The organism is Mesorhizobium sp. M2A.F.Ca.ET.042.01.1.1 (assembly GCF_003997405.1).
Lineage (GTDB): Bacteria > Pseudomonadota > Alphaproteobacteria > Rhizobiales > Rhizobiaceae > Mesorhizobium.
Genome location: NZ_RZRX01000115.1, coordinates 1 through 18,912, shown reverse-complemented (window position 1 = coordinate 18,912; position 18,912 = coordinate 1). Strand labels below are relative to the sequence as shown.

Annotated in this window: 15 protein-coding genes, 1 tRNA gene and 2 pseudogenes; 12 read left to right on the top strand and 6 right to left on the bottom strand. The window is 65.8% G+C overall.

The genetic code is table 11. The annotated features are described in order from the left end of the window. Positions 1–626: pseudogene (locus EOA23_RS18495) on the bottom strand (A/G-specific adenine glycosylase); the annotation flags it as partial. A gap of 32 nt (positions 627–658) precedes the next feature. On the opposite strand from EOA23_RS18495, the gene EOA23_RS18490 reads away from it, so the two are divergent. The 3 genes from EOA23_RS18490 to smc all read left to right on the top strand — a co-directional run bounded on the left by EOA23_RS18490 (position 659) and on the right by smc (position 5,594). Beyond that, positions 659–1,168 (top strand): DUF721 domain-containing protein, encoded by a 510-nt coding sequence (locus tag EOA23_RS18490; RefSeq protein WP_127305186.1) that lies wholly within the window; start codon positions 659–661, stop codon positions 1,166–1,168. 154 nt (positions 1,169–1,322) lie between these two features. Continuing rightward, entirely contained in the window at positions 1,323–2,069 is a 747-nt protein-coding gene (locus tag EOA23_RS18485; protein WP_127305185.1) for a DsbA family protein, read from the top strand. Positions 2,070–2,132: 63 nt separating this feature from the next. Further along, complete coding sequence (gene smc / locus EOA23_RS18480) at positions 2,133–5,594, top strand: chromosome segregation protein SMC (protein WP_127305184.1); 3,462 nt, start codon at positions 2,133–2,135, stop codon at positions 5,592–5,594. 28 nt (positions 5,595–5,622) lie between these two features. Here smc and EOA23_RS18475 read toward each other — a convergent pair whose 3' ends face one another. After that, on the bottom strand, positions 5,623–7,335 hold the full coding sequence (locus EOA23_RS18475) for an HAD family hydrolase (RefSeq protein WP_127305183.1): 1,713 nt from the start codon (positions 7,333–7,335) through the stop codon (positions 5,623–5,625). A 229-nt stretch (positions 7,336–7,564) separates the two neighbouring features. On the opposite strand from EOA23_RS18475, the gene EOA23_RS18470 reads away from it, so the two are divergent. Continuing rightward, positions 7,565–8,488, top strand: a complete 924-nt coding sequence (locus EOA23_RS18470; RefSeq protein ID WP_127305187.1) for an acetamidase/formamidase family protein — start codon at positions 7,565–7,567, stop codon at positions 8,486–8,488. Between the two features lie 60 nt (positions 8,489–8,548). Here EOA23_RS18470 and EOA23_RS18465 read toward each other — a convergent pair whose 3' ends face one another. Further along, positions 8,549–9,085 (bottom strand): hypothetical protein, encoded by a 537-nt coding sequence (locus EOA23_RS18465; RefSeq protein WP_281058755.1) that lies wholly within the window; start codon positions 9,083–9,085, stop codon positions 8,549–8,551. Between the two features lie 52 nt (positions 9,086–9,137). Continuing rightward, positions 9,138–9,329 (bottom strand): annotated as a pseudogene (locus EOA23_RS36950) (aldose 1-epimerase); the annotation flags it as partial. Between the two features lie 187 nt (positions 9,330–9,516). Between EOA23_RS36950 and EOA23_RS18460 the strand changes: the two are divergent. From EOA23_RS18460 to EOA23_RS18425, 8 genes are all read left to right on the top strand, one after another. Next, positions 9,517–10,302, top strand: coding sequence for a FadR/GntR family transcriptional regulator (locus EOA23_RS18460; protein WP_127305182.1), 786 nt, complete (start codon positions 9,517–9,519; stop codon positions 10,300–10,302). Beyond that, positions 10,296–12,023, top strand: coding sequence for an IlvD/Edd family dehydratase (locus EOA23_RS18455; protein ID WP_127305181.1), 1,728 nt, complete (start codon positions 10,296–10,298; stop codon positions 12,021–12,023). Before EOA23_RS18460 ends, EOA23_RS18455 begins: the two co-directional genes overlap by 7 nt. A 9-nt stretch (positions 12,024–12,032) precedes the next feature. Next, entirely contained in the window at positions 12,033–12,812 is a 780-nt protein-coding gene (locus EOA23_RS18450) for an SDR family oxidoreductase (RefSeq protein WP_126078539.1), read from the top strand. A gap of 27 nt (positions 12,813–12,839) precedes the next feature. After that, complete coding sequence (gene araD1, locus EOA23_RS18445) at positions 12,840–13,838, top strand: AraD1 family protein (protein WP_127305180.1); 999 nt, start codon at positions 12,840–12,842, stop codon at positions 13,836–13,838. Between the two features lie 51 nt (positions 13,839–13,889). Then, positions 13,890–14,915 (top strand): ABC transporter substrate-binding protein, encoded by a 1,026-nt coding sequence (locus EOA23_RS18440; RefSeq protein ID WP_127305179.1) that lies wholly within the window; start codon positions 13,890–13,892, stop codon positions 14,913–14,915. A gap of 77 nt (positions 14,916–14,992) precedes the next feature. Beyond that, positions 14,993–16,093, top strand: a complete 1,101-nt coding sequence (locus EOA23_RS18435) for an ABC transporter ATP-binding protein (protein ID WP_127305178.1) — start codon at positions 14,993–14,995, stop codon at positions 16,091–16,093. Continuing rightward, positions 16,090–16,962 (top strand): ABC transporter permease, encoded by an 873-nt coding sequence (locus tag EOA23_RS18430; protein WP_127305177.1) that lies wholly within the window; start codon positions 16,090–16,092, stop codon positions 16,960–16,962. The genes EOA23_RS18435 and EOA23_RS18430 overlap by 4 nt, the downstream gene beginning before the upstream one ends. Next, positions 16,959–17,759: an ABC transporter permease gene (locus tag EOA23_RS18425; RefSeq protein WP_127305176.1), complete on the top strand. Its 801-nt coding sequence runs from the start codon at positions 16,959–16,961 to the stop codon at positions 17,757–17,759. The genes EOA23_RS18430 and EOA23_RS18425 overlap by 4 nt, the downstream gene beginning before the upstream one ends. A 61-nt stretch (positions 17,760–17,820) precedes the next feature. Here EOA23_RS18425 and EOA23_RS18420 read toward each other — a convergent pair. After that, positions 17,821–17,895: transfer RNA gene (locus EOA23_RS18420), tRNA-Gln, on the bottom strand. Between the two features lie 228 nt (positions 17,896–18,123). Then, on the bottom strand, positions 18,124–18,912 hold a 789-nt coding region (locus EOA23_RS18415), incomplete at its 5' end, for a GDP-mannose 4,6-dehydratase (protein ID WP_127305175.1).

The following is an 18,912-nucleotide window of genomic DNA, read 5'->3' as shown; positions in this document are numbered from 1 at the left end:
AGACAGAGATCCATCATCGCCTGGGCAAAATCGCCAGGCCGCTTCTGCGGCACCAGCTTTTCGACCAGCGCGCGGATTTGCGGTTTGGCTTCGCTGAGCGGGACTTCGATCGAATAGAGCCGGGTCATGACCCGCTCGACATTGCCGTCGACGACAGCCGCCGGCTGGCCGAAGGCGATCGCCGCGATCGCCGCAGCGGTATAGGCGCCGATCCCCGGCAATTCGCGTAAGCCCGCCTCGGTGTCGGGAAAGCCGCCGCCCCGCAGCGCCACGAGGTCGGCGCAGGCCTTCAAATTGCGCGCCCTGGAATAGTAGCCGAGCCCGGCCCAGGCTTTCATCACGTCTTCGGCGGGGGCCGCCGCCAGCGCCTCGACCGTCGGCCATTTCTCGACGAAATTGCGGAAATAGGCCTTTACCGCCTCGACCGTAGTCTGCTGCAGCATCACCTCGGATAACCAGACCCGATAAGGATCGGCCCTCTTGCCGCGCGCAAACGCGCCTGGCGTCACGCGCCAGGGCAGGTCGCGGTGATGCGCGTCGTACCAGGCAAGCAGGCGGGACGCGATGCCCGTGTTTTCGGACGCAGCTTTCTGTGATGCCTTGCGGGTCTGGTCGAGCGGTGCCATTGATCGGATGAGCTGGGGACTGGAGAACGCACATGGCAGGGAAAAGGGCCTTCGGCAATCCCGTTCCGGTGAGCGACCTCGCCACGGAGATCCTCGACCCGGTGCTGAAGAAGCGCGCCGGCATCTCGATCGGATTGGTGCAGTCCTGGGAGGAGATCGCCGGGCCGCGCCTTGCCATTCATTCCCGGCCGGAAAAGATCCAATGGCCGCGCCGGCTGCATGAGGACGACCCGTTCGAGCCGGCGACACTGATCATCGCCTGCGAAGGCGTGGCGGCGCTGCATCTGCAGCACGAGGCCGGCGAGGTCATCAACCGCGTCAACGCCTTCCTGGGCTTCAACGCCATCGGCCGCATCAAGATCCTGCAGAAACCGGTGCTTTCGGAAAAGGCGCGGCCGAAGCCCGCGCCGCGACCCTTGACCGAGGCCGAGAAGGCGAAACTTTCGCATCTGGTCGGCAAGATCGAGGACGACGGCCTGCGCGCTTCGCTGGAGCGGCTTGGCGCCACAATTTTGGGTGAAAGGAAGCCCAAAGGGTCGTAAGAAGCGTCATGAATGCGTCACCAATCTCGCGCATTCGTGATGCTCATGATCAAGTTTCGCGATTGGATTGGGGATCGCGATGCCTTAATTCGCGCCAACTCTCGCCTTTTCTAGCCCTTGCATTGCAAAATCCAACCGATATCAGGTGATTCGCATGAACCGTGCCCCGTTTGGCAATAGCTTGTCCCGCAGAAACCTTCTGACCGCGCTGGCCGCTGTTCCTGCGGTGGCGCTGCTTGCCGCATGCAGCGACTCCGGCGAGGAGGCCAAGGCCGCCGACGTGAAGCCCGGCGACCCGTCGACGCCTGCCAAGCCCGCTGCCACTACGGCGGCCGCCCAGGTGCCGGAGGCACAGGGCACGGTCGACATGGCGGAACTGCTCAAGCCCGGCGCGCTGCCCGAAAAGCAGCTCGGCAAGGATGACGCCAAGGTCACCATCGTCGAATACGCGTCGATGACCTGCCCGCATTGCGCGCATTTCGCCATGACCACCTTTCCCGAGTTGAAGACCAAGTATATCGACACCGGCAAGGCGCGTTACATCCTGCGTGAATTCCCGTTCGACCCGAGCGCCGAGGCCGGCTTCATGCTGGCGCGCTGCTCCAAGGACAACTACTTCGCCATGGTCGACGTGCTGTTCAAGCAGCAGCCGAGCTGGGTTGGTGTCAACAACACCAAGGAAGCGCTGCTGCAGATTTCCAAGCTGGCCGGTTTTACACAGGAGTCCTTTGAGTCCTGCTTGACGGACCAGAAACTTCTGGACGATGTGAGAGCAGTCCAGAAACGCGGAGCGGACGAGTTCAAGGTCGACTCGACGCCGACCTTCTTCATCAACGGAAAGACCTACAAAGGGGCGATGTCGATTGAGGAAATGTCGGCCATCATCGACCCTCTGCTCTGACATCCAGGCCGCGCCGAAGCGGTCAGGCTTCGGCGCGCTCGCCTGTAGTGTTGGGCGGCGCGAATGAAATTTTCGCGCCTTCGCCTTCTCGGTTTCAAATCCTTCGTCGAGCCCGGCGAGTTCGTCATCGAACGCGGGCTGACCGGCATTGTCGGGCCGAACGGCTGCGGCAAGTCGAATCTCGTCGAAGCCTTGCGCTGGGTGATGGGCGAAAGCTCCTACAAGAACATGCGGGCGTCCGGCATGGACGACGTGATCTTCTCCGGCTCCGGCGCGCGCCCGGCCCGCAACACCGCCGAAGTCACGCTTTTCCTCGACAACACCGACCGCACCGCGCCGGCCGCCTTCAACGATGCCGATGAATTGCAGGTCTCGCGCCGCATCGAGCGCGAGGCTGGCTCGCTCTACCGCATCAACGGCAAGGAAGCGCGCGCCAAGGATGTGCAGTTGCTCTTTGCCGACCAGTCGACCGGCGCGCGCTCGCCGTCCATGGTCGGCCAGGGCCGCATCGGCGAGCTGATCCAGGCGAAGCCGCAGGCGCGCCGCGCCCTGCTCGAAGAGGCGGCCGGCATTTCCGGCCTGCACACGCGTCGTCATGAAGCCGAGCTTCGGCTGAAGGCCGCCGAGCAAAACCTGGAGCGGCTGGATGACGTCGTCGGCGAGCTGGAAGGCCAGATCGAGAGCCTGAAGCGCCAGGCGCGCCAGGCTTCGCGCTTCAAGAACCTGTCGGCCGATATCCGCAAGGCCGAAGCGACGCTCCTGCATCTGCGCTGGACGCTGGCAAAGACCCAGGAAGGCGAGGCGCGTTCCGCGCTTGCCGTCGCGACGACGCTGGTCGGCGACCGCGCCGCAGCCCAGATGGCCGCGGCCAGGGAGCAGGGCATCGCCGCCCACCGGCTGCCGGACCTGCGCGACGCTGAAGCCGCCGCGGCCGCCGCCTTCCAGCGCCTGTCGATCGCCAAGACGCAGATCGAGGAGGAGGCCGGCCGCATCCGCGCCCGCCAGACCGAGCTCGAACGCCGCCTGCAGCAGCTCGACGCCGACATCGCCCGCGAGGAGCGGATGGTGCGCGACAATGCCGACATCCTCGAGCGCCTGCGCACCGAGGAAGCCGAGCTCAATTCGGAAAACGCCGGCGCCGCCGAGCGCGAGGCAACCACGCTCGCTGCTTTCGAACAGGCCGGCGTGACGTTGTCGCAAAGCGAGGCAAGACTTGCCGCGCTGACCGCCGAGCGCGCCGAGGCCGCCGCCTCGCGCCACCAGATCGAGCGCAGCCTGCGCGAAACCGCCGAGCGCCGCGACCGTTTCGCCCGCCAGCTCGCCGAGGTCGACCGCGAGCTTTCCGACATCGTCGTGCGCATTTCCGGCCTGCCGGATCCGGCCGAAAAGCGGCTGCTGGTCGAGGATGTGCTGGCCAGGCTGGAAGAGAGTGAGGCCGGCGCCATCGCAGCCGAGCAGGCCGTCGCCGAGGCGCGCGCGGCCGAAAGCGCCGCAAGGCCGCCGCTGCAGGATGCCAGGGCGGAACTGGCACGCATCGAGACCGAAGCGCGCACGCTGGCCAAGATACTCAACGCCACCAGCGGCGGCGATCTTTTCCCTTCTGTGCTCGAGCAGATCAGCGTCGAGCGCGGCTATGAGACAGCGCTTGGCGCGGCGCTCGGCGAGGACCTCGACGTCCCGCTCGACCGCAGCGCCCCGGTACATTGGGGCGCAAGCGCGGTGCAGCCGGGCGATGCCGTATTGCCCGAGGGTGTGAAGAGCCTGGCAAGCGTGGTGCATGCGCCGTCGCAGCTCGCCCGCCGCCTGGCGCAGATCGGCATCGTCGACGCCGCCGACGGCCGCCGGCTGCAAGCGCTTCTGGCTCCTGGCCAGCGGCTGGTCAGCCGCGATGGCGCGCTCTGGCGTTGGGACGGCCTCACCGCGAGCGCCGACGCGCCGACCGCCGCCGCGCTGCGGCTGGCGCAGAAGAACCGCCTGGCCGAGCTCGATGCCGAAGCCGTGCAGGCGACGCGCGTCGTGCGCGAGGCGGAGGAGGCGCTGGCGCGCGCAGAGCAGGCGATGCGCCAGGCAAGCGAGGCCGAGCGCAATGCCCGCCAGGCCGGCCGCGACGCCCAGCACGCGCTGGACGCGGCCCGCAACGCGCTGGCCGAGGCCGAGAAGGCCGGCGGCGAGCTGGTGAGCCGCCGCGCTGCCTTGGACGACGCCCGCGCGCGCATCGTCGAAAGCCATGAGGAGACGCAGGCCGCCTTCCTCGAAGCCGAGGAGATGCTGAAGGACGCGCCCGATCTCGGCGATCTTCAGCTGCAGCTCGAACAGGCTTCGGCCAATGTCTCGCGCGACCGCGCCACGCTTGCCGACGCGCGCGCCGTGCATGAGGGGCTTCGCCGCGAGGCCGAGGCGCGCATGCGCCGGCTCGACGCCATCGGCGCCGAGCGCAGGAACTGGGTGGAGCGCGCCGAAAATGCCTCGACGCAGATCGCCGCGCTTGGCGAGCGCAAGGCCGAGGCCGAAGCCGAGCGCGAGCGGCTGGCCGACGCGCCGGACGAGATCGATGCCAAGCGCCGCGCTTTGCTGACGCAGCTTTCAGAGGCGGAGGCGTTGCGCCAGACGGCGAGCGACCGCCTGCAGGAGGCGGAGAACAAGCAGGCCGAGCTCGACAAGGCGGCCACCGCGGCGATCCAGTCGCTCGCCGAGGCGCGTGAGACCCGCGTGCGCGCCGAGGAGCGGCTCACCGCGGCGGACGAGCGCCGCGCCGAGGTCGAGGCGCGCATCCAGGAAGCGCTGAACACGCCGCCGCATCTGGTCATCAAGCATACCGGCCTCGAAGCCGACGATCCTATGCCCGACATGGCCGAGATCGAACGCCAGCTCGACCGGCTGAAGATCGAGCGCGAGCGGCTCGGCGCTGTCAATCTGCGTGCCGAGGAAGAGCAGCGGGAATTGTCGGAACGGCTGGAGACGATCGTTTCCGAGCGCGAGGACATCATCGAGGCGATCAGAAAACTGCGCCAGGCTATCCAGAGCCTCAATCGCGAGGGGCGCGAGCGGCTGCTGTCGGCCTTCGAGGTGGTCAACGGCCATTTCCAGCGGCTGTTTTCGCATCTGTTCGGCGGTGGCACGGCCGAGCTGCAGCTGATCGAGTCGGAAGATCCGCTGGAAGCTGGCCTTGAAATCCTCGCTCGCCCGCCCGGCAAGAAGCCGCAGACCATGACGCTGCTTTCCGGCGGCGAGCAGGCGCTGACGGCGATGTCGCTGATCTTCGCCGTCTTCCTCACCAATCCGGCGCCGATCTGCGTGCTCGACGAGGTCGACGCGCCGCTCGACGACCACAATGTCGAGCGCTTCTGCAATTTGATGGAAGAGATGGCGAAGACGACGGAAACCCGCTTCGTCATCATCACCCACAACCCGATCACCATGGCGCGCATGGACCGCCTCTTCGGCGTCACCATGGCCGAGCAGGGCGTCAGCCAGCTTGTGTCAGTCGACTTGCAAGCGGCCGAAGCGATGCGCGAGGCGAGCTGAGCTCACCTCTCAGGTTCGACGACTAATCCTACTTTTCCGGAGCAGTCGCCGGCGCCGTGTAGCGCCGCCTCACCGCGTCGATCACCAGCTTGCGGCTTTCGTCGGCCGACAACGCCTTGTTCTTCTCCGCCTCCGCCGTTTCTCGGGCGAGGTCCTTGTCCCTGATCTGCTGGCGGAACCATTTGGAATAATCGCCGGCGCGCAAATGGTGTTCCCATGTCTTGTCGTCGATGCCTTCCGCCATCTGCGCGAAAATGATGAGGTTGTGGGCCCTGAGGTTCATCGCCTTCTTCGGTCCGGTGAAATAGAAGCTGCCCGCCTCGTCGAGCTCGCCCTCGGCATATTTGCGGCTGTGCCTCTTTAGCGACTGGGCCGGCTCAATGGCCTTGACCGTGAACGGCGTCTTGCCGTCATGCGGACGCCAGAAAAGCACGCGGTCGCCTTTGGGCGATGGAATGTCCTTCGGCGCCGGGAGTCCCGTTTCCTTGCAGAAGGTCTTGATCACGCCCTTCGCCTTGGGGCCAAGCGCGATTACCGCCGTCACCAGGCCGAGCGCGTCAGTGGAGATTGCTTCGGGGTGGACGGTGATCAGCACCGTGCCGGGCAGCTCGATCGAAAGCACGGATCGTGTATCCCCGCGCCGCTTCGGTATCAAGTGGTGCGCCTCGTCGATGATCAGCCAGTGCGGCCTTGCGGTGCGATAGCGGATATTGCCGAGGCCGGGCAGCAATTCGGCGAAGAAGTCGGGCCGCTCGTCCACCTTCAGCGCCAGGCCGTTGACCACGACATTGTTTTGCGGCTTCTCGATCAGTTCCAGCAATTGCTCCTTGTTCGGCGCGGTCGAGGCGTTGCCGAGCGGCACCGCGCCCTTCAGCCCGTCATAGTCGCCCTCGGGGTCGAAAATGCAGAACTGCAAACCCTTCTCGACCAGCCGCTCGGTGAGCGCCGTGGCCAGGGTCGATTTGCCGATGCCCGAGCTGCCGGCGATCAGCACCGTTTCCATCGGCGACAGATAGATGTCCTTGCCGCGCGAAGTTCCGAGCAGCACGCCGCCCAAGCGCTTCTTGGCGATGAGGTGGTCGTGCTTGATCAGCTTGCGGATCAGTTCCTCGACGCCCTTGCCGCGCGCCTCCTTGGTGACGAGGTCGGCGGTTTCCTTGACGGCGGGCAGCGCGTTGGCCACCGCGACGCTGCAGCCCGAGGCCCTGAGGAAGGCGTGGTCGTTCTCGGCGTCGCCGACGGCCACGACATTGTGCCGCGACAGTTTCAGGTCTTCGAGCGCCGCCGCCAGCCCGGTCGCCTTGTTGACGCCCGAGGGCAGGATCATCACCGCGCCCTTGTTGAAGATGATCTCCAGCTCCAGCCCGAGCTTCTTGATGACGTCGAGCACGGTGGCCTGATGCGGTTCCCAGGTGGCGACGATCGATCGCCCTACCGAGAGCGGCTTCACGCCGCGCTTCTTGAGCTTTTCAATGAGATCCGCGGGGGGCGAGGGCGAGATCGTGCGTTCTTCCTCGCTGGCCGGCGTGTAGATGAGCGCGCCGTTTTCGGCCACGACCTTGTCGAACAGGGAAAGTTCGGGAAAGACTTCCTTCAGATCGGGCAGCTCGCGCCCGGTTACCAGGACGAGCTTTCGCCCGGATTTCTTCAGCTTCTCCAGCGCCGAGATCGTGCTCGCGGTGACCAGGCCATCATGCGCCAGCGTGCCGTCATAGTCGGTGGCCAATGCCATGAAATACATCGGTTGAGCCTCTCCATCGTCCGTTTTGCCGGTCGCCTGGAAAACCGGCCGGGTGGACAACAACGCCTGTTGGTGGAAAAGGTTTAAGCCGGGCACTGGATTTGTCGGGCTGGCGCCAGGTCCGTCCTGCATCGTGGCGGTCAACTCGCCAACACCAATGCAACGATCGGGCGCCAGGATCTCGATCCGCCCACTTGCCGCGCGGCAACGCCTTCGCTACTGCCATTCCATGGCAACGCACAAGCTCATCAACACCACGTGGCACAATGTCCTCGGGACGGTCGCGCCGGCGCTCACAATTGCATCCGGCGATGTCGTGATCACGGAGACGCTGGACGCTAGGGGCTTCGACAAGAACGGTGCGCGACCGGCTCATGGTCCAAACCCGATGAACGGCCCGGTCTTCGTGACGGGAGCCGAACCGGGCGATGCGCTCCGCGTGGACATCCTGCGCATGGATCCTATCCGCCCCTCCGGCTGGACGATCTCGTCGCTGGCCGCGAACGTTGTCGATCCCGAGGCTGCTCGCCAATTGCCGGCACGCGACAGAGCCGACTGGCTGATCGACCTGGAATCGCGAACCGTGAAGTTGCAGGAGCCGCCGCCGGGCCTTGAGAACTTCGTGCTGCCGCTCGAACCGATGATCGGCTGCTTTGGCGTGGCGCCCGCGATGGGCCAGGCTTTCTCCACCGCGACAAGCGCGGAGAATGGCGGGAACATGGATTATCGTGGCTTTCGGCCCGGCGCGACCGTTTGGTTTCCCGTTGCCGTGGAGGGCGCGCTTTTCTTTGCGGGCGATTGCCATGCAACGCAGGGCGATGGGGAGATCGTCGGAACCGGGATCGAGACCTGTTTTGAAGTGCAGCTACGCTTGAGCGTGGAAAAGAACAGGCGGTTGACATGGCCTCGCGGTGAAAACGAAACGCACATTTTCTCGGTCGGCAACGCTCGGCCGCTGGATCAGGCCCTTCAGCATGCGACCACGGACATGCTCAACTGGCTGACCAGCGATTATGGATTGTCCGCTGCCGCTGCATCGCATCTGATGGGACAGGTTGTCCGGTATCACGTCGGAAACGTCTTTGATCCTGCCTACACGATGGTCTGCCTTATCGAAAAGCGATGGCTTCCGAAACCGGTATCCGTCGGCTAAGGAGCGCGCGGCCCAAGGTGCGCCAACCGGAACCCGCTGCGTGGCTCCGGGCGGCATACATCAAACCGTCTGTGACGGCATGAAGCGGACGGTCGCCGAGCGGCTCTGGCCGGGCGCGGGCACCATGCAGCCGGTGCCTTCCTCAAGCCGGTTGAAGGCATCAGTGATGTTGGAGACCGGCTCGGCGCAGAAGAACGGCTCGCCTGGCGGTGTGTAGAGCACCAGGAAATCGAGCGGTGCTTCGGCCTCGATGTCCAACAGCCGCCCTTCATCCGGCCAGGTGATGCGCGCACGGCGTGTCCATCCGGTGAAGACCGTGTCGAATGCGGCCTCCGCGACGTCGAAGCCCGTGGTCGGATTGGCGCCCGCGGGCGGCGAAACATGGCGCGTCGGCAGAACCTCGGCGTCGGTTTCCCACATCCCGGTGACATCGGCCTGGATATGCGTCCACGGCGTGGCGGGAAAATAGGGATGAAGCCCGAACCCGGCCGGCATGGGCGTGTCCGAGAGGTTGCGCAGCGAGATCCGGATGCTCAGGCAGCCCCGTAGGAGTCCGATCCTCTGCTCGGCCTCGTAGCTCCAGGGCCAGATCGGCATCGTGGCGATAGTGCAGGATCGCCCTGGCTTGCTGGTGTCCGGCCAGCGTCCACGGCCGTCGCCAGCCATGGCCGTGCTCATAATGCGGGTCGTCTGGTCGCGTCGGCAACTCCATGGTTCGGCCGGCGAAGCTGAAGCGGCCGCCCCTTACGCGATTGGAGTAGGGGACGAGCGGAAAGCAGGCGATCGCGCCCGCGTCGTTGCTGTCGAGCGCGGCGGGCGGGACGTAGCCAGTCGACGACATGCCCATTTTTCCGCCAGCGATATGACGCCAGCGCGCCGCCGGCGGCCGGGGCGATCTCGACCGTCGCCAGACCGTCGGTGATCCTGACCAGGCCGTCCGCGCCTCTTGTCTCAAAATTTCCGTCCATCCTCTCTCCGGCGGCTTGACTCTCATCTGTGGCTGCATAAAGACATATCATATGAATAGTATGAAGAATACAAAATCCTTCAGCACCGCACGCACGTCGCGGGTCGTCGCGGCGGTCGCCAGCGGTTCGACGGCGCTGCATGCGACGGTCGTCGAGCAGATCGGGCTGCGCATCGTCCAGGGCGATTTCCTGCCGGGCGAGGCACTCCCCAACGCCGATGATTCCAGTGAGATGCTGGGCGTCAGCCGCACGGTGCTGCGCGAGGCCATCAAGGTTCTGGCGGGCAAGGGGCTGGTCGAGTCGCGCCCGAAGACCGGCACCCGGGTGCGCCCACGCTCCGACTGGAATTTCCTCGATCCGGACGTCCTTTCATGGCGCTACGCGGCGGGCGTCAGCGCCGAGGACGTCACCGCCCTTTTCGAGCTGCGTCGGGCGATCGAGCCGATGTCGGCCGCGCTTGCGGCCAAGCGCGCGACGCCGGCGCAGCTTGCCGATCTCAACGCCGCTCTCGCCGAAATGGAGGCCGTGGGCGACGACGGCGACCGCTTTGCCAAGCCCGACCTCGTCTTCCACCAGACCATCCTGCGCATGACAGGCAACGAGCTGATCGGCTCGCTGGCAGCGCTGGTGGAAACGGCCCTGATGATGAGCTTCCGTCTCTCCAACGACAACCCGGAGGGGCAGCGCCACTCGCTGCCGCTGCATCGCGAGGTAGCCGAGAAGATCGCCGCCGGCGATGGAAGCGGCGCGCAGCAGGCGCTTCTCGTCCTCATCGACAACGCCGAGGAAGACGTTCGCCGCAGCGTCGAGAACCGCAACAGGCGCCGTAAGGAGCAGAGATCGTGAGCGAAAGACGAAAGCTGCGGTCGACAGCCTGGTTCGGCGGTGAAGGCAAGAACGCCTTCATGCACCGCAGCTGGATGAAGAACCAGGGCATTCCGGACGATGCGTTCGACGGTCGCCCGGTGATCGGCATCTGCAACACCTGGTCGGAACTGACCCCGTGCAATGCGCATTTGCGGGCGCTTGCCGATCACGTCAAGCGCGGCGTCTATGAGGCCGGCGGCCTGCCGGTCGAATTTCCCGTGACATCGCTCGGCGAAAGCAACATGCGCCCGACCGCGATGCTGTTCCGCAATCTGGCGAGCATGGACGTCGAAGAGTCCATTCGCGGCAACCCCATCGACGGCGTCGTGCTCATGGTCGGCTGCGACAAGACCACGCCGTCGCTGCTGATGGGGGCGGCGTCGTGCAACCTGCCGACCATCGCCGTGTCGGGCGGCCCGATGCTGAACGGCAAGTTCCGCGGCCAGGACATCGGCTCCGGCACCCATGTCTGGAAATTCGCCGAGGACGTGAAGGCGGGGCGCATGAAGGTCGAGGACTTCCTCGCCGCCGAGCAGGGCCAGAGCCGCTCGGCCGGCAGCTGCATGACCATGGGCACCGCGTCCACAATGGCCAGCATGGTCGAGGCGCTTGGCATCGGCATGCCGGACAATGCCGCCATACCGGCGGTCGACTCGCGCCGTGGCGTGCTTGCGCAGCTCGCCGGACGGCAGATCGTCGACCTTGTGCACCGGGACGTGACGATGTCGCAAATCCTCACCCGGCAGGCCTTCGAGAACGCCATCCGCGTCAACGGCGCCATCGGCGGATCGACCAACGCCGTGCTGCACCTCATAGCGATCGCGCATCGCGTCGGCGTCGATCTCAGCCTCGACGACTGGGATCGCCTTGGCCGCGATGTGCCGACCATCGTCGACCTGATGCCGTCGGGCCGGTTCCTGATGGAAGATTTCTACTACGCCGGGGGGCTGGCTGCGGTCATGGCGTCGCTGGATGGGGCGGGGTTTCTCCATCGCGACGCCATGACCGTCAGCGGAAAGACGATCGGCGAGCTGGTCGACGGCGCGCCGAACTACAACAGCGAGGTGATCCGGCCGCTCGACCGGCCGCTGACCAGGGAAGGCGGCATATCGGTGCTGCGCGGCAACCTTGCGCCCGACGGCGCCGTCATAAAGCCCTCGGCGGCGACGCCGGCGCTGATGCAGCACCGGGGCAGGGCGGTGGTCTTCGAGAATATCGAGCACTACTACGCCCGCATCGACGACCCGGACCTCGACATCGACGCCTCGTCGGTGATGGTGCTCAAGAATTGCGGGCCGCGCGGCTATCCGGGCATGGCTGAGGTCGGCAACATGCCGCTGCCGGCCAAGCTCCTGAAACAGGGTGTTTCCGACATGGTCCGCATCTCCGATGCGCGCATGAGCGGCACCGCCTACGGCACCGTGGTCCTGCATGTTGCTCCCGAGGCTGCAGCGGGTGGCGCGCTTGCCCTGGTTCGCGACGGCGATCTCATCGATCTCGACGTGGCCGGCAGGCGCCTCGAGCTGCTGGTTTCCGACGAGGAGCTTGCCGCGCGCCGCCGCGACTGGAAGCCGCCGGCGCCACCCGAGGGCGGCTACCAGAGCCTCTATGTCGAGCGCGTCCTGCAGGCCGATCAGGGCTGCGATTTCGATTTCCTTGTCGGGCGCCGCGATGCCGGCATCCCCCGCCATTCGCATTAGGGTGCCGCAATGAGCGACGAGACCGGGAGCTATGCGATCTACCCCAGCCTGCGAGGCCGCAGCGTCTTCATAACCGGCGGCGGCAGCGGCATCGGCGAGAGCCTCGTGCGCCATTTCTGCGCGCAAGGCAGCCGCGTCGCCTTCGTCGACCTGGCGGTGGAGCCTTCCCGACAGCTGGTGGCGGCGGTCGCGGCGCAGGGCCATCCCGAACCGCTGTTCATTCCCTGCGACCTGCGCAATGTCGAGGCCCTGCAGGCGGCGGTCGAGCAGGCGAGGGACCGCAACGGTCCCATCCAGGCTCTCTGCAACAATGCCGGTAATGACGACCGCCACCAGACCGCCGATGTCAGCGTCGCCTATTGGGACGACCGCATGGCCGTCAACCTGCGCCACCAGTTCTTCGCCGCGCAGGCGGTGCGCCCGCAGATGAAGGCCCTTGGTGGCGGCTCGATCATCAATTTCGGCTCGATCACCTGGATGGTCGGCGACCCGGATTGTCCCGCCTATGTGACGGCGAAGGCGGCCGTCTACGGCATGACGCGGGCGCTTGCCCGCGAACTTGGCCCCGAGCGCATCCGCGTCAACTGCATGGTGCCGGGCTGGGTGATGACGGAGCGCCAGATGCGTCTGTGGCTGACGCCGGCCGGCGAGCGCCAGATCGAGGAAAGGCAATGCCTGCCCGATCGGCTGCAGCCTTCCGACATTGCGCGCATGGCGCTGTTCCTGGCCGCCGATGACAGCCGCATGTGCTCGAGCCAGCAATTCATCGTCGACGGCGGCTGGGTGTGACCCGGCGAGAAGGAAAAAGGTAGGTTCATGCGTCTCGTTCAGTTCAACTTGCCCGATGGCAGCCGTCATGTGGGCCGCGTCAGCGCCGACGGCGATCAGCTCCACATCCTTCTCGGCACCAACACGGTTCTCGAACTTGCCACTGCGGCTATTGCCGAGGGCAGGTCCATCGCGTCGCTCGTCGAGGAGCGGACCGGCGGCGAGAAAGTCGATTACGACCAGCTGCTGCGCGAAGGCCGGGTTCTCGCTCCGGTCGATCATCCGGAGCCGGCGCGTTTCCTCATCACCGGCACGGGCCTGACGCATACGGGAAGCGCGGCCGCGCGCGACAAGATGCATGTGCTGACCCATGGCGAGGACGCCGCCGAATCCGACTCGCTTAAGATCTTCCGCATGGGGCTGGAGGGTGGCAAACCCGCGCCGGGAGAGCTGGGCGTCCAGCCGGAATGGTTCTTCAAGGGCGTCGGCACCTGCGTCGTCCCGCCTGGTGCCGCGCTGCCGCTGCCGGCCTTCGCCAAGGCGGGTGCCGAGGAAGCTGAGATCGTCGGCCTCTACCTCAACGGACCGGACGGCCGCCCCTATCGCATCGGCTACGCGCTAGGCAACGAGTATTCCGACCACGTGACCGAGGCCGAGAACTATCTCTATCTCGCGCACTCGAAGCTCCGCTCCTGCTCGATCGGTCCCGAGTTGCTGATCGGCGAGCTGCCGCCGGAGGTGCGCGGGCATTCCCGCATCCGGCGGGACGGCGCCGTCATCTGGGAACAGGAATTCCTCTCCGGCGAGACGCACATGTCGCACTCGATCGCCAATCTCGAGCACTACCATTTCCGCTACCCGATGCACCGCCGGCCAGGCGATCTGCATGCCTATTTCTTCGGCGCGGCGGTGATGAGCTACGCCTCCGGCATCAAGACGGCGCCGGGCGACGAATACGAGATCCAGGCGCCGGAATTCGGCAAGCCGTTGCGCAACCGGATGCAGGCGGTGCCGGACGAGGGGCTGGTGGCCGTCACCCCGCTGTGACGGCAAGACCCGCGGACTGAGATCATCACAAACAACAATGGGAGAATGATCATGCTACTGAAGAGACTGCTTCTAGGGATAGCGGGTGCCGGCCTCGGCATCGGCCTGATGGCGTCGTCGGCGCTCGCGGCGAACCTGCGCGTGCTGGCCTGGGATGGCTATGCCGACGCCGATTGGGTCAAGGACTTCACCGCCGAGACCGGCATCGGCGTCGATGTCGTCTTCATCGGCAGCGACGACGAGATCTGGGCCAAGATCAAGGGCAGCGAGGGGCAGGACTTCGATGTCTTCGCCGTCAACACCGCGCAGCTGCAGCGCTACATCAAGGCCGACCTCGTCACGCCGATCGACCTGTCGAAGCTTCCCAACCAGAAGGACACGCTGCCGCGCTTCCGCGACATTACCAAGGTCAGCGGCGACACCAAGGACGGCAAGGTCTACGGCATCCCGTTCTGCTTCGATTCCATCGGCCTGATCTACGACACCGACAAGGTGAAGCCGGCGCCGACATCGATGTCCGTGCTGTGGGATCCGGCTTACAAGGGCAAGGTGCTGGCCTATGACAATGGCGAGCACAATTTCTCCTTCACCGCGCTGACGCTGGGCTACAAGGACCCGTTCAACCTCAGCGCCGAGCAGATGGCGGCGGTCAAGGCCAAGCTGGTCGAGCTGAAGGGCAATGTGCTCAGCTTCTACACCACCGCCGACGAGGCCCAGCAGATCTACCAGAACAACGACGTCGCCCTGATCTGGGCCAATTACGGCCAGCAGCAGGTCAAGGCCTTGCAGAAGATCGGCGCCCACGTCGCCTACATCAATCCGAGCGAAGGCGCGCTCGCCTGGCTCGACAACTGGGTCGTCTCGAAGGGCGTTCGCGACAAGGACGCGGCCGAGAAGTGGATCGACTTCATGCTGAGCAAGAAGGTGAGCGGCGCCTTGTCCGAGCGCACCGGCTTCGGCAACACCGTGGTCGAGTCGAGCAGTGCCGGCGGCAACGACAAGCTGGTCTGGCTCAACAATGTCGAGGACCCGACCAAGCGCTCCGACCTGTGGAACGAGATCAAGGCGGCGCCTTGAGCCACCCTCGCGATCCTTGAGGACCTGGCGGTCCAGGCCGGACCGGACCGCCGACACGCTATTCTTGAAAGTCAGCCATGAACCAGACCAGCGACCTTCTCACGCTGCGCTCAGTCTCTAAGTCCTATGGCACGGTTCCCGTGCTCTACGACATCGACCTTGCGATCCGCGATGGCGAGTTCTTGACGGTGCTGGGACCGTCCGGTTCGGGCAAGACCACGGTGCTCAGGCTGATCGGCGGCCTGGAGCCGCTGACTTCGGGCGAGATCCGCCTCGACGGCCGGGACATCAGCGGCATGCCGATCAACCGGCGGCCCTTCAACACCGTGTTCCAGGACTATGCGCTGTTCCCGCATCTCACCGTCGCCGGCAATGTCGGCTACGGCCTGTCGGTCCGCCACGTGGCGCGCAAGGAGATCGCGCGCCGCGTCGCCGAGGCCCTGGAATTGGTCCAGCTCGGGCGGTTCGCCGACCGCTTTCCAGCCCAGCTTTCCGGCGGCCAGCGGCAGCGCGTGGCGCTCGCTCGCGCCCTGATCTGCCAGCCCCGGCTCGTTCTGCTCGACGAGCCGCTCGCGGCCCTCGACCTCGAGCTGCGCCGGCAGATGCAGGAGTTCCTGAAATCCATCCAGCGCGAGGTCAAGACCACCTTCCTGTTCGTCACCCACGACCAGGAGGAAGCCATCGGCATGGCCGACCGGATCTGCGTCATGCAGGCCGGCCATATCCGCCAGCTCGGCAGCCCGCACGAGCTCTATTACAAGCCGAACTGCGAGTTCGTGGCGCGGTTCTTCGGCGAGAACAATCTCGTGGCAGGCACGCTGGATGAGACGCAGGGCGAATTCCGCGCGATCGAGACGGCGCTCGGCCGGCTGGTCTGTTCGGTCGCCGGCCAGCCGCATCTCAAGGCCGCCGCGACCGGCGCCAGCGGCTTCGCCGCCTTCCGCCCCGAAGCGCTGCGCCTTGCCGGCGATGGCGATGCCGGCAACCGTCTTTCCGGCACCGTTGCCGATCTTGCCTTTGCCGGCTCCTCGACGGTCGCCACCATCACGGCCGGGGGCGATGCCGCGCAGCGCCTCAGGCTGCGCTTTCCAAGCCGGGTGGAGGGCAGCGCGCTGAGAACCGGCGAGACCGTGGCGCTTTCCTTCGCGCCGCACGAAGGCCATCTGGTGCTGGCATGAAGAGCGCTGGCCTGGCGCGTCCCGACGCCATCCGCTGGCCGCCGCTGGTCACCGCGCTTGCCTTCGCGCTGCCGGTGGTGTTCGTCCTGGTGCCGCTGGCGATCTTCCTGGTCTACAGCTTCTTCAGCGTCGACCAGGGCCAGATCGTCTACGCGCCGACGCTTGCCAACTATCTCCGCTTCTTCACCGATCCCGTCTTCCTCCCGGTGTTCTGGCGCACCATCGTGCTCTGCCTCTCGGTGGCGGTGATCTCGATCCTGCTCGCCTATCCGACAGCCTATTTCCTGACCACGCTGCGCGGCCGCTGGCGTTACGCCCTGCTGATGCTGCTCATGGTGCCGCTCTTGATGAGCTACGTCATCAAGATCTACGCGATCCGCAGCATTCTCGGCCTCAATGGTTTTCTCAACAAGGCGCTGGTCGGACTTGGCATTCTCGCCGAGCCGTCGAACCTCTTCGTCTTCAACATGAACGCCATCCTGCTCACGCTGACGCTGCTTTTGATCCCCTTCGCGATCTTGCCGATCTTCCTGGCGCTCGAGCGCATCCCGCAGGTGCTCTTGCGCGCCTCCGACGATCTCGGCGCAAGCAGCCTGCAGACGTTCCTGCGCATCACCTTGCCGCTTTCCCTGTCCGGCGTCGCCTCGGCGGCGAGCTTTGTCTTCGTGCTGGCGATCGGCGATTTCCTGACGCCGCAGATGGTCGGCGGCATCAGCGGCTTCACCTTTGGCCGCATCCTCTACAGCCAGTTCGGCACTGCCTATAACTGGCCCTTCGGCGCCGCTCTGTCGGTGGCGCTGGCCGTCGTGGTGATCGTCGCGATCCTTCTCGGCGAGCGCTTCGGGCGCAATCGGGGGGCCTCGCTTTGATCGCCACGCCGCGCCTCTCCACCATCCTTCTCGCCGCGATAACCGTCCTGGTCGCGGCGCTGCTCTACAGCCCGCTTTTCGTGCCCATCGCGTCGTCCTTCTTTCCCGTGGCGCGTGGCGAGGTCGACTGGTCGTCACCGACGGTCGAGACCTATGTCGCATTGGCTGGGAATCACGAGATTCTTTCCGCCCTTCGCACCACGCTCGTCGTCGGCGTCTGCACGGTCGTCCTCTCCGTCGTCAGCGGCACATTGCTGGCCCTCTATTATCATGGCCGCCGCGCCGGCCGCTCGCTGCTGCAGTTCATTGTCTTCCTGCCGTTCCTGATGCCGCCCATCATCAGCGGCCTGGCGCTGCTGATCTTCTTCCGTGAGATCGGGCTCGAACGCTCGCTGCTGACGGTCGTCATAGGCCATACGGTCTTCGTGCTCGCCATCGTCTACCGCACGGTGCTGACGCGCCTGCAGTCGATGAGCCGCACGCTGGTCGAGGCCTCCTACGACCTCGGCGCGACCAAATGGCAGACGTTCTGGCGCGTCATCCTACCCAACCTGTCGAGCGCGATGGTCGGCGGCGCCATCCTGGCTTTCGCTCTGTCATTCGACGAGACCATGATCACCATTCTGGTCACCGGCACCCAGACGACGCTGCCGGTACGGCTGTGGGCGATGATGCGACTGGGTTTCTCGCCGGATATCAACGCGCTGGTGGCGCTGATCCTGATGTTCACCGTCTTGCTCTGCGCCCTTGCGGCCAGGTTCCTCGTTCCGAAGCAGATCGCCACGCAGCGCAGTTGAAACGGCGCTTATCCTGCGCTGGGCGGTGCCCGGGGCGGAGCCGGCCGGCTGTGCGAGGGTATGGCTGGGGCGCCAGGATTCGAACCTGGGAATGTCGGTACCAAAAACCGATGCCTTACCGCTTGGCGACGCCCCAGCAGGCGGGGCATGCCCGCTTGCGCGCGGCCTTATAGGACGGGGCGGCGCAAAGCTCAATGCCGCAACATCAACTAAAAGCGGCTGCGACGGAGGTCGCCATTTGCTGGCAGTTCGTCGCTGATCGCCAGCGGCGTGTCCCGGGCCGCGTGCGGCCGCGCATCTGCCTCGCCCGCCTGGCCGACATCGGAGCAATCCTGCTTCCGCGAAGCCGACGATGTGGCTTTGCTCACGCCTGGGCCACACGTGCACGGCAATCCTGCAGGACCGCCGCAAGCGTCTCCTCGAAGGGATGCTCGGGCGCCCAGCCAAGCAGGGTGCGGGCGCGGGTCGCATCGCCGACGATGCATGGCAGGTCGCTTGGCCGCATCCGCAAGGGATCCTGCTCCACGAGGATCTTGACGCGGCTCTGCGCCAGCAGCAGATCCAGAATGTCTGCCATGCGCCAGGACAGGCCGGACGCAAGGTTGAAGATGGTGTTCGGCGCAAGCTTGTTGCTGTTCAAGACGGCGCGCGCATAGGCATTGGCGATGTCGCGCGCATCCAGGAAGTCGCGCCTGGCGTCGAGATTGCCGACGCGGATCACCTGCGGGGCCAGGCCTGCTTCGATCCGCGCGATCTGCATGGCGAAGGCCGGCACCGCGAATGCCTCGGTCTGGCCTGGTCCCGTATGGTTGAACGGACGCATCCGAACGCATTTCAACCCACGGTATGACAGCGCGCCGAGCGCGAGGTCGGCCGCGGCCTTGGTCGCGGCGTAGTCGTCGATCGGGGCAAGCAGCGTGCTTTCGTCGAGCGGTCGTCCGGTCTTCGCGCTTTCGCCATAGACCAGGCCGGATCCGACATGGATCAGCCAGCAGTCCGGCGCCTTGTCGAGGATGGCATTTGCTACGTTGAGCGCGCCGTCCACATGGATGCGCCAGGTGTTCTGCGGATCCGCCCGGGCGGCATCGAGGGCTGCGAGCGCCGCCATGTGGATGACATGCGTTGGCCGGTGGCGGGCAATGGCGTCCTGGAC

Excerpts from the sequence above, each read along its gene's own strand:
- EOA23_RS18490 (WP_127305186.1), top strand. The coding sequence starts at position 659 with ATGGCAGGGAAAAGGGCCTTCGGCAATCCCGTTCCGGTGAGCGACCTC.
- EOA23_RS18485 (WP_127305185.1), top strand. The coding sequence starts at position 1,323 with ATGAACCGTGCCCCGTTTGGCAATAGCTTGTCCCGCAGAAACCTTCTG.
- smc (WP_127305184.1), top strand. The coding sequence starts at position 2,133 with ATGAAATTTTCGCGCCTTCGCCTTCTCGGTTTCAAATCCTTCGTCGAG.
- EOA23_RS18475 (WP_127305183.1), bottom strand. The coding sequence starts at position 7,335 with ATGTATTTCATGGCATTGGCCACCGACTATGACGGCACGCTGGCGCAT.
- EOA23_RS18470 (WP_127305187.1), top strand. The coding sequence starts at position 7,565 with ATGGCAACGCACAAGCTCATCAACACCACGTGGCACAATGTCCTCGGG.
- EOA23_RS18465 (WP_281058755.1), bottom strand. The coding sequence starts at position 9,085 with ATGCCGATCTGGCCCTGGAGCTACGAGGCCGAGCAGAGGATCGGACTC.
- EOA23_RS18460 (WP_127305182.1), top strand. The coding sequence starts at position 9,517 with ATGAAGAATACAAAATCCTTCAGCACCGCACGCACGTCGCGGGTCGTC.
- EOA23_RS18450 (WP_126078539.1), top strand. The coding sequence starts at position 12,033 with ATGAGCGACGAGACCGGGAGCTATGCGATCTACCCCAGCCTGCGAGGC.
- araD1 (WP_127305180.1), top strand. The coding sequence starts at position 12,840 with ATGCGTCTCGTTCAGTTCAACTTGCCCGATGGCAGCCGTCATGTGGGC.
- EOA23_RS18440 (WP_127305179.1), top strand. The coding sequence starts at position 13,890 with ATGCTACTGAAGAGACTGCTTCTAGGGATAGCGGGTGCCGGCCTCGGC.
- EOA23_RS18435 (WP_127305178.1), top strand. The coding sequence starts at position 14,993 with ATGAACCAGACCAGCGACCTTCTCACGCTGCGCTCAGTCTCTAAGTCC.
- EOA23_RS18430 (WP_127305177.1), top strand. The coding sequence starts at position 16,090 with ATGAAGAGCGCTGGCCTGGCGCGTCCCGACGCCATCCGCTGGCCGCCG.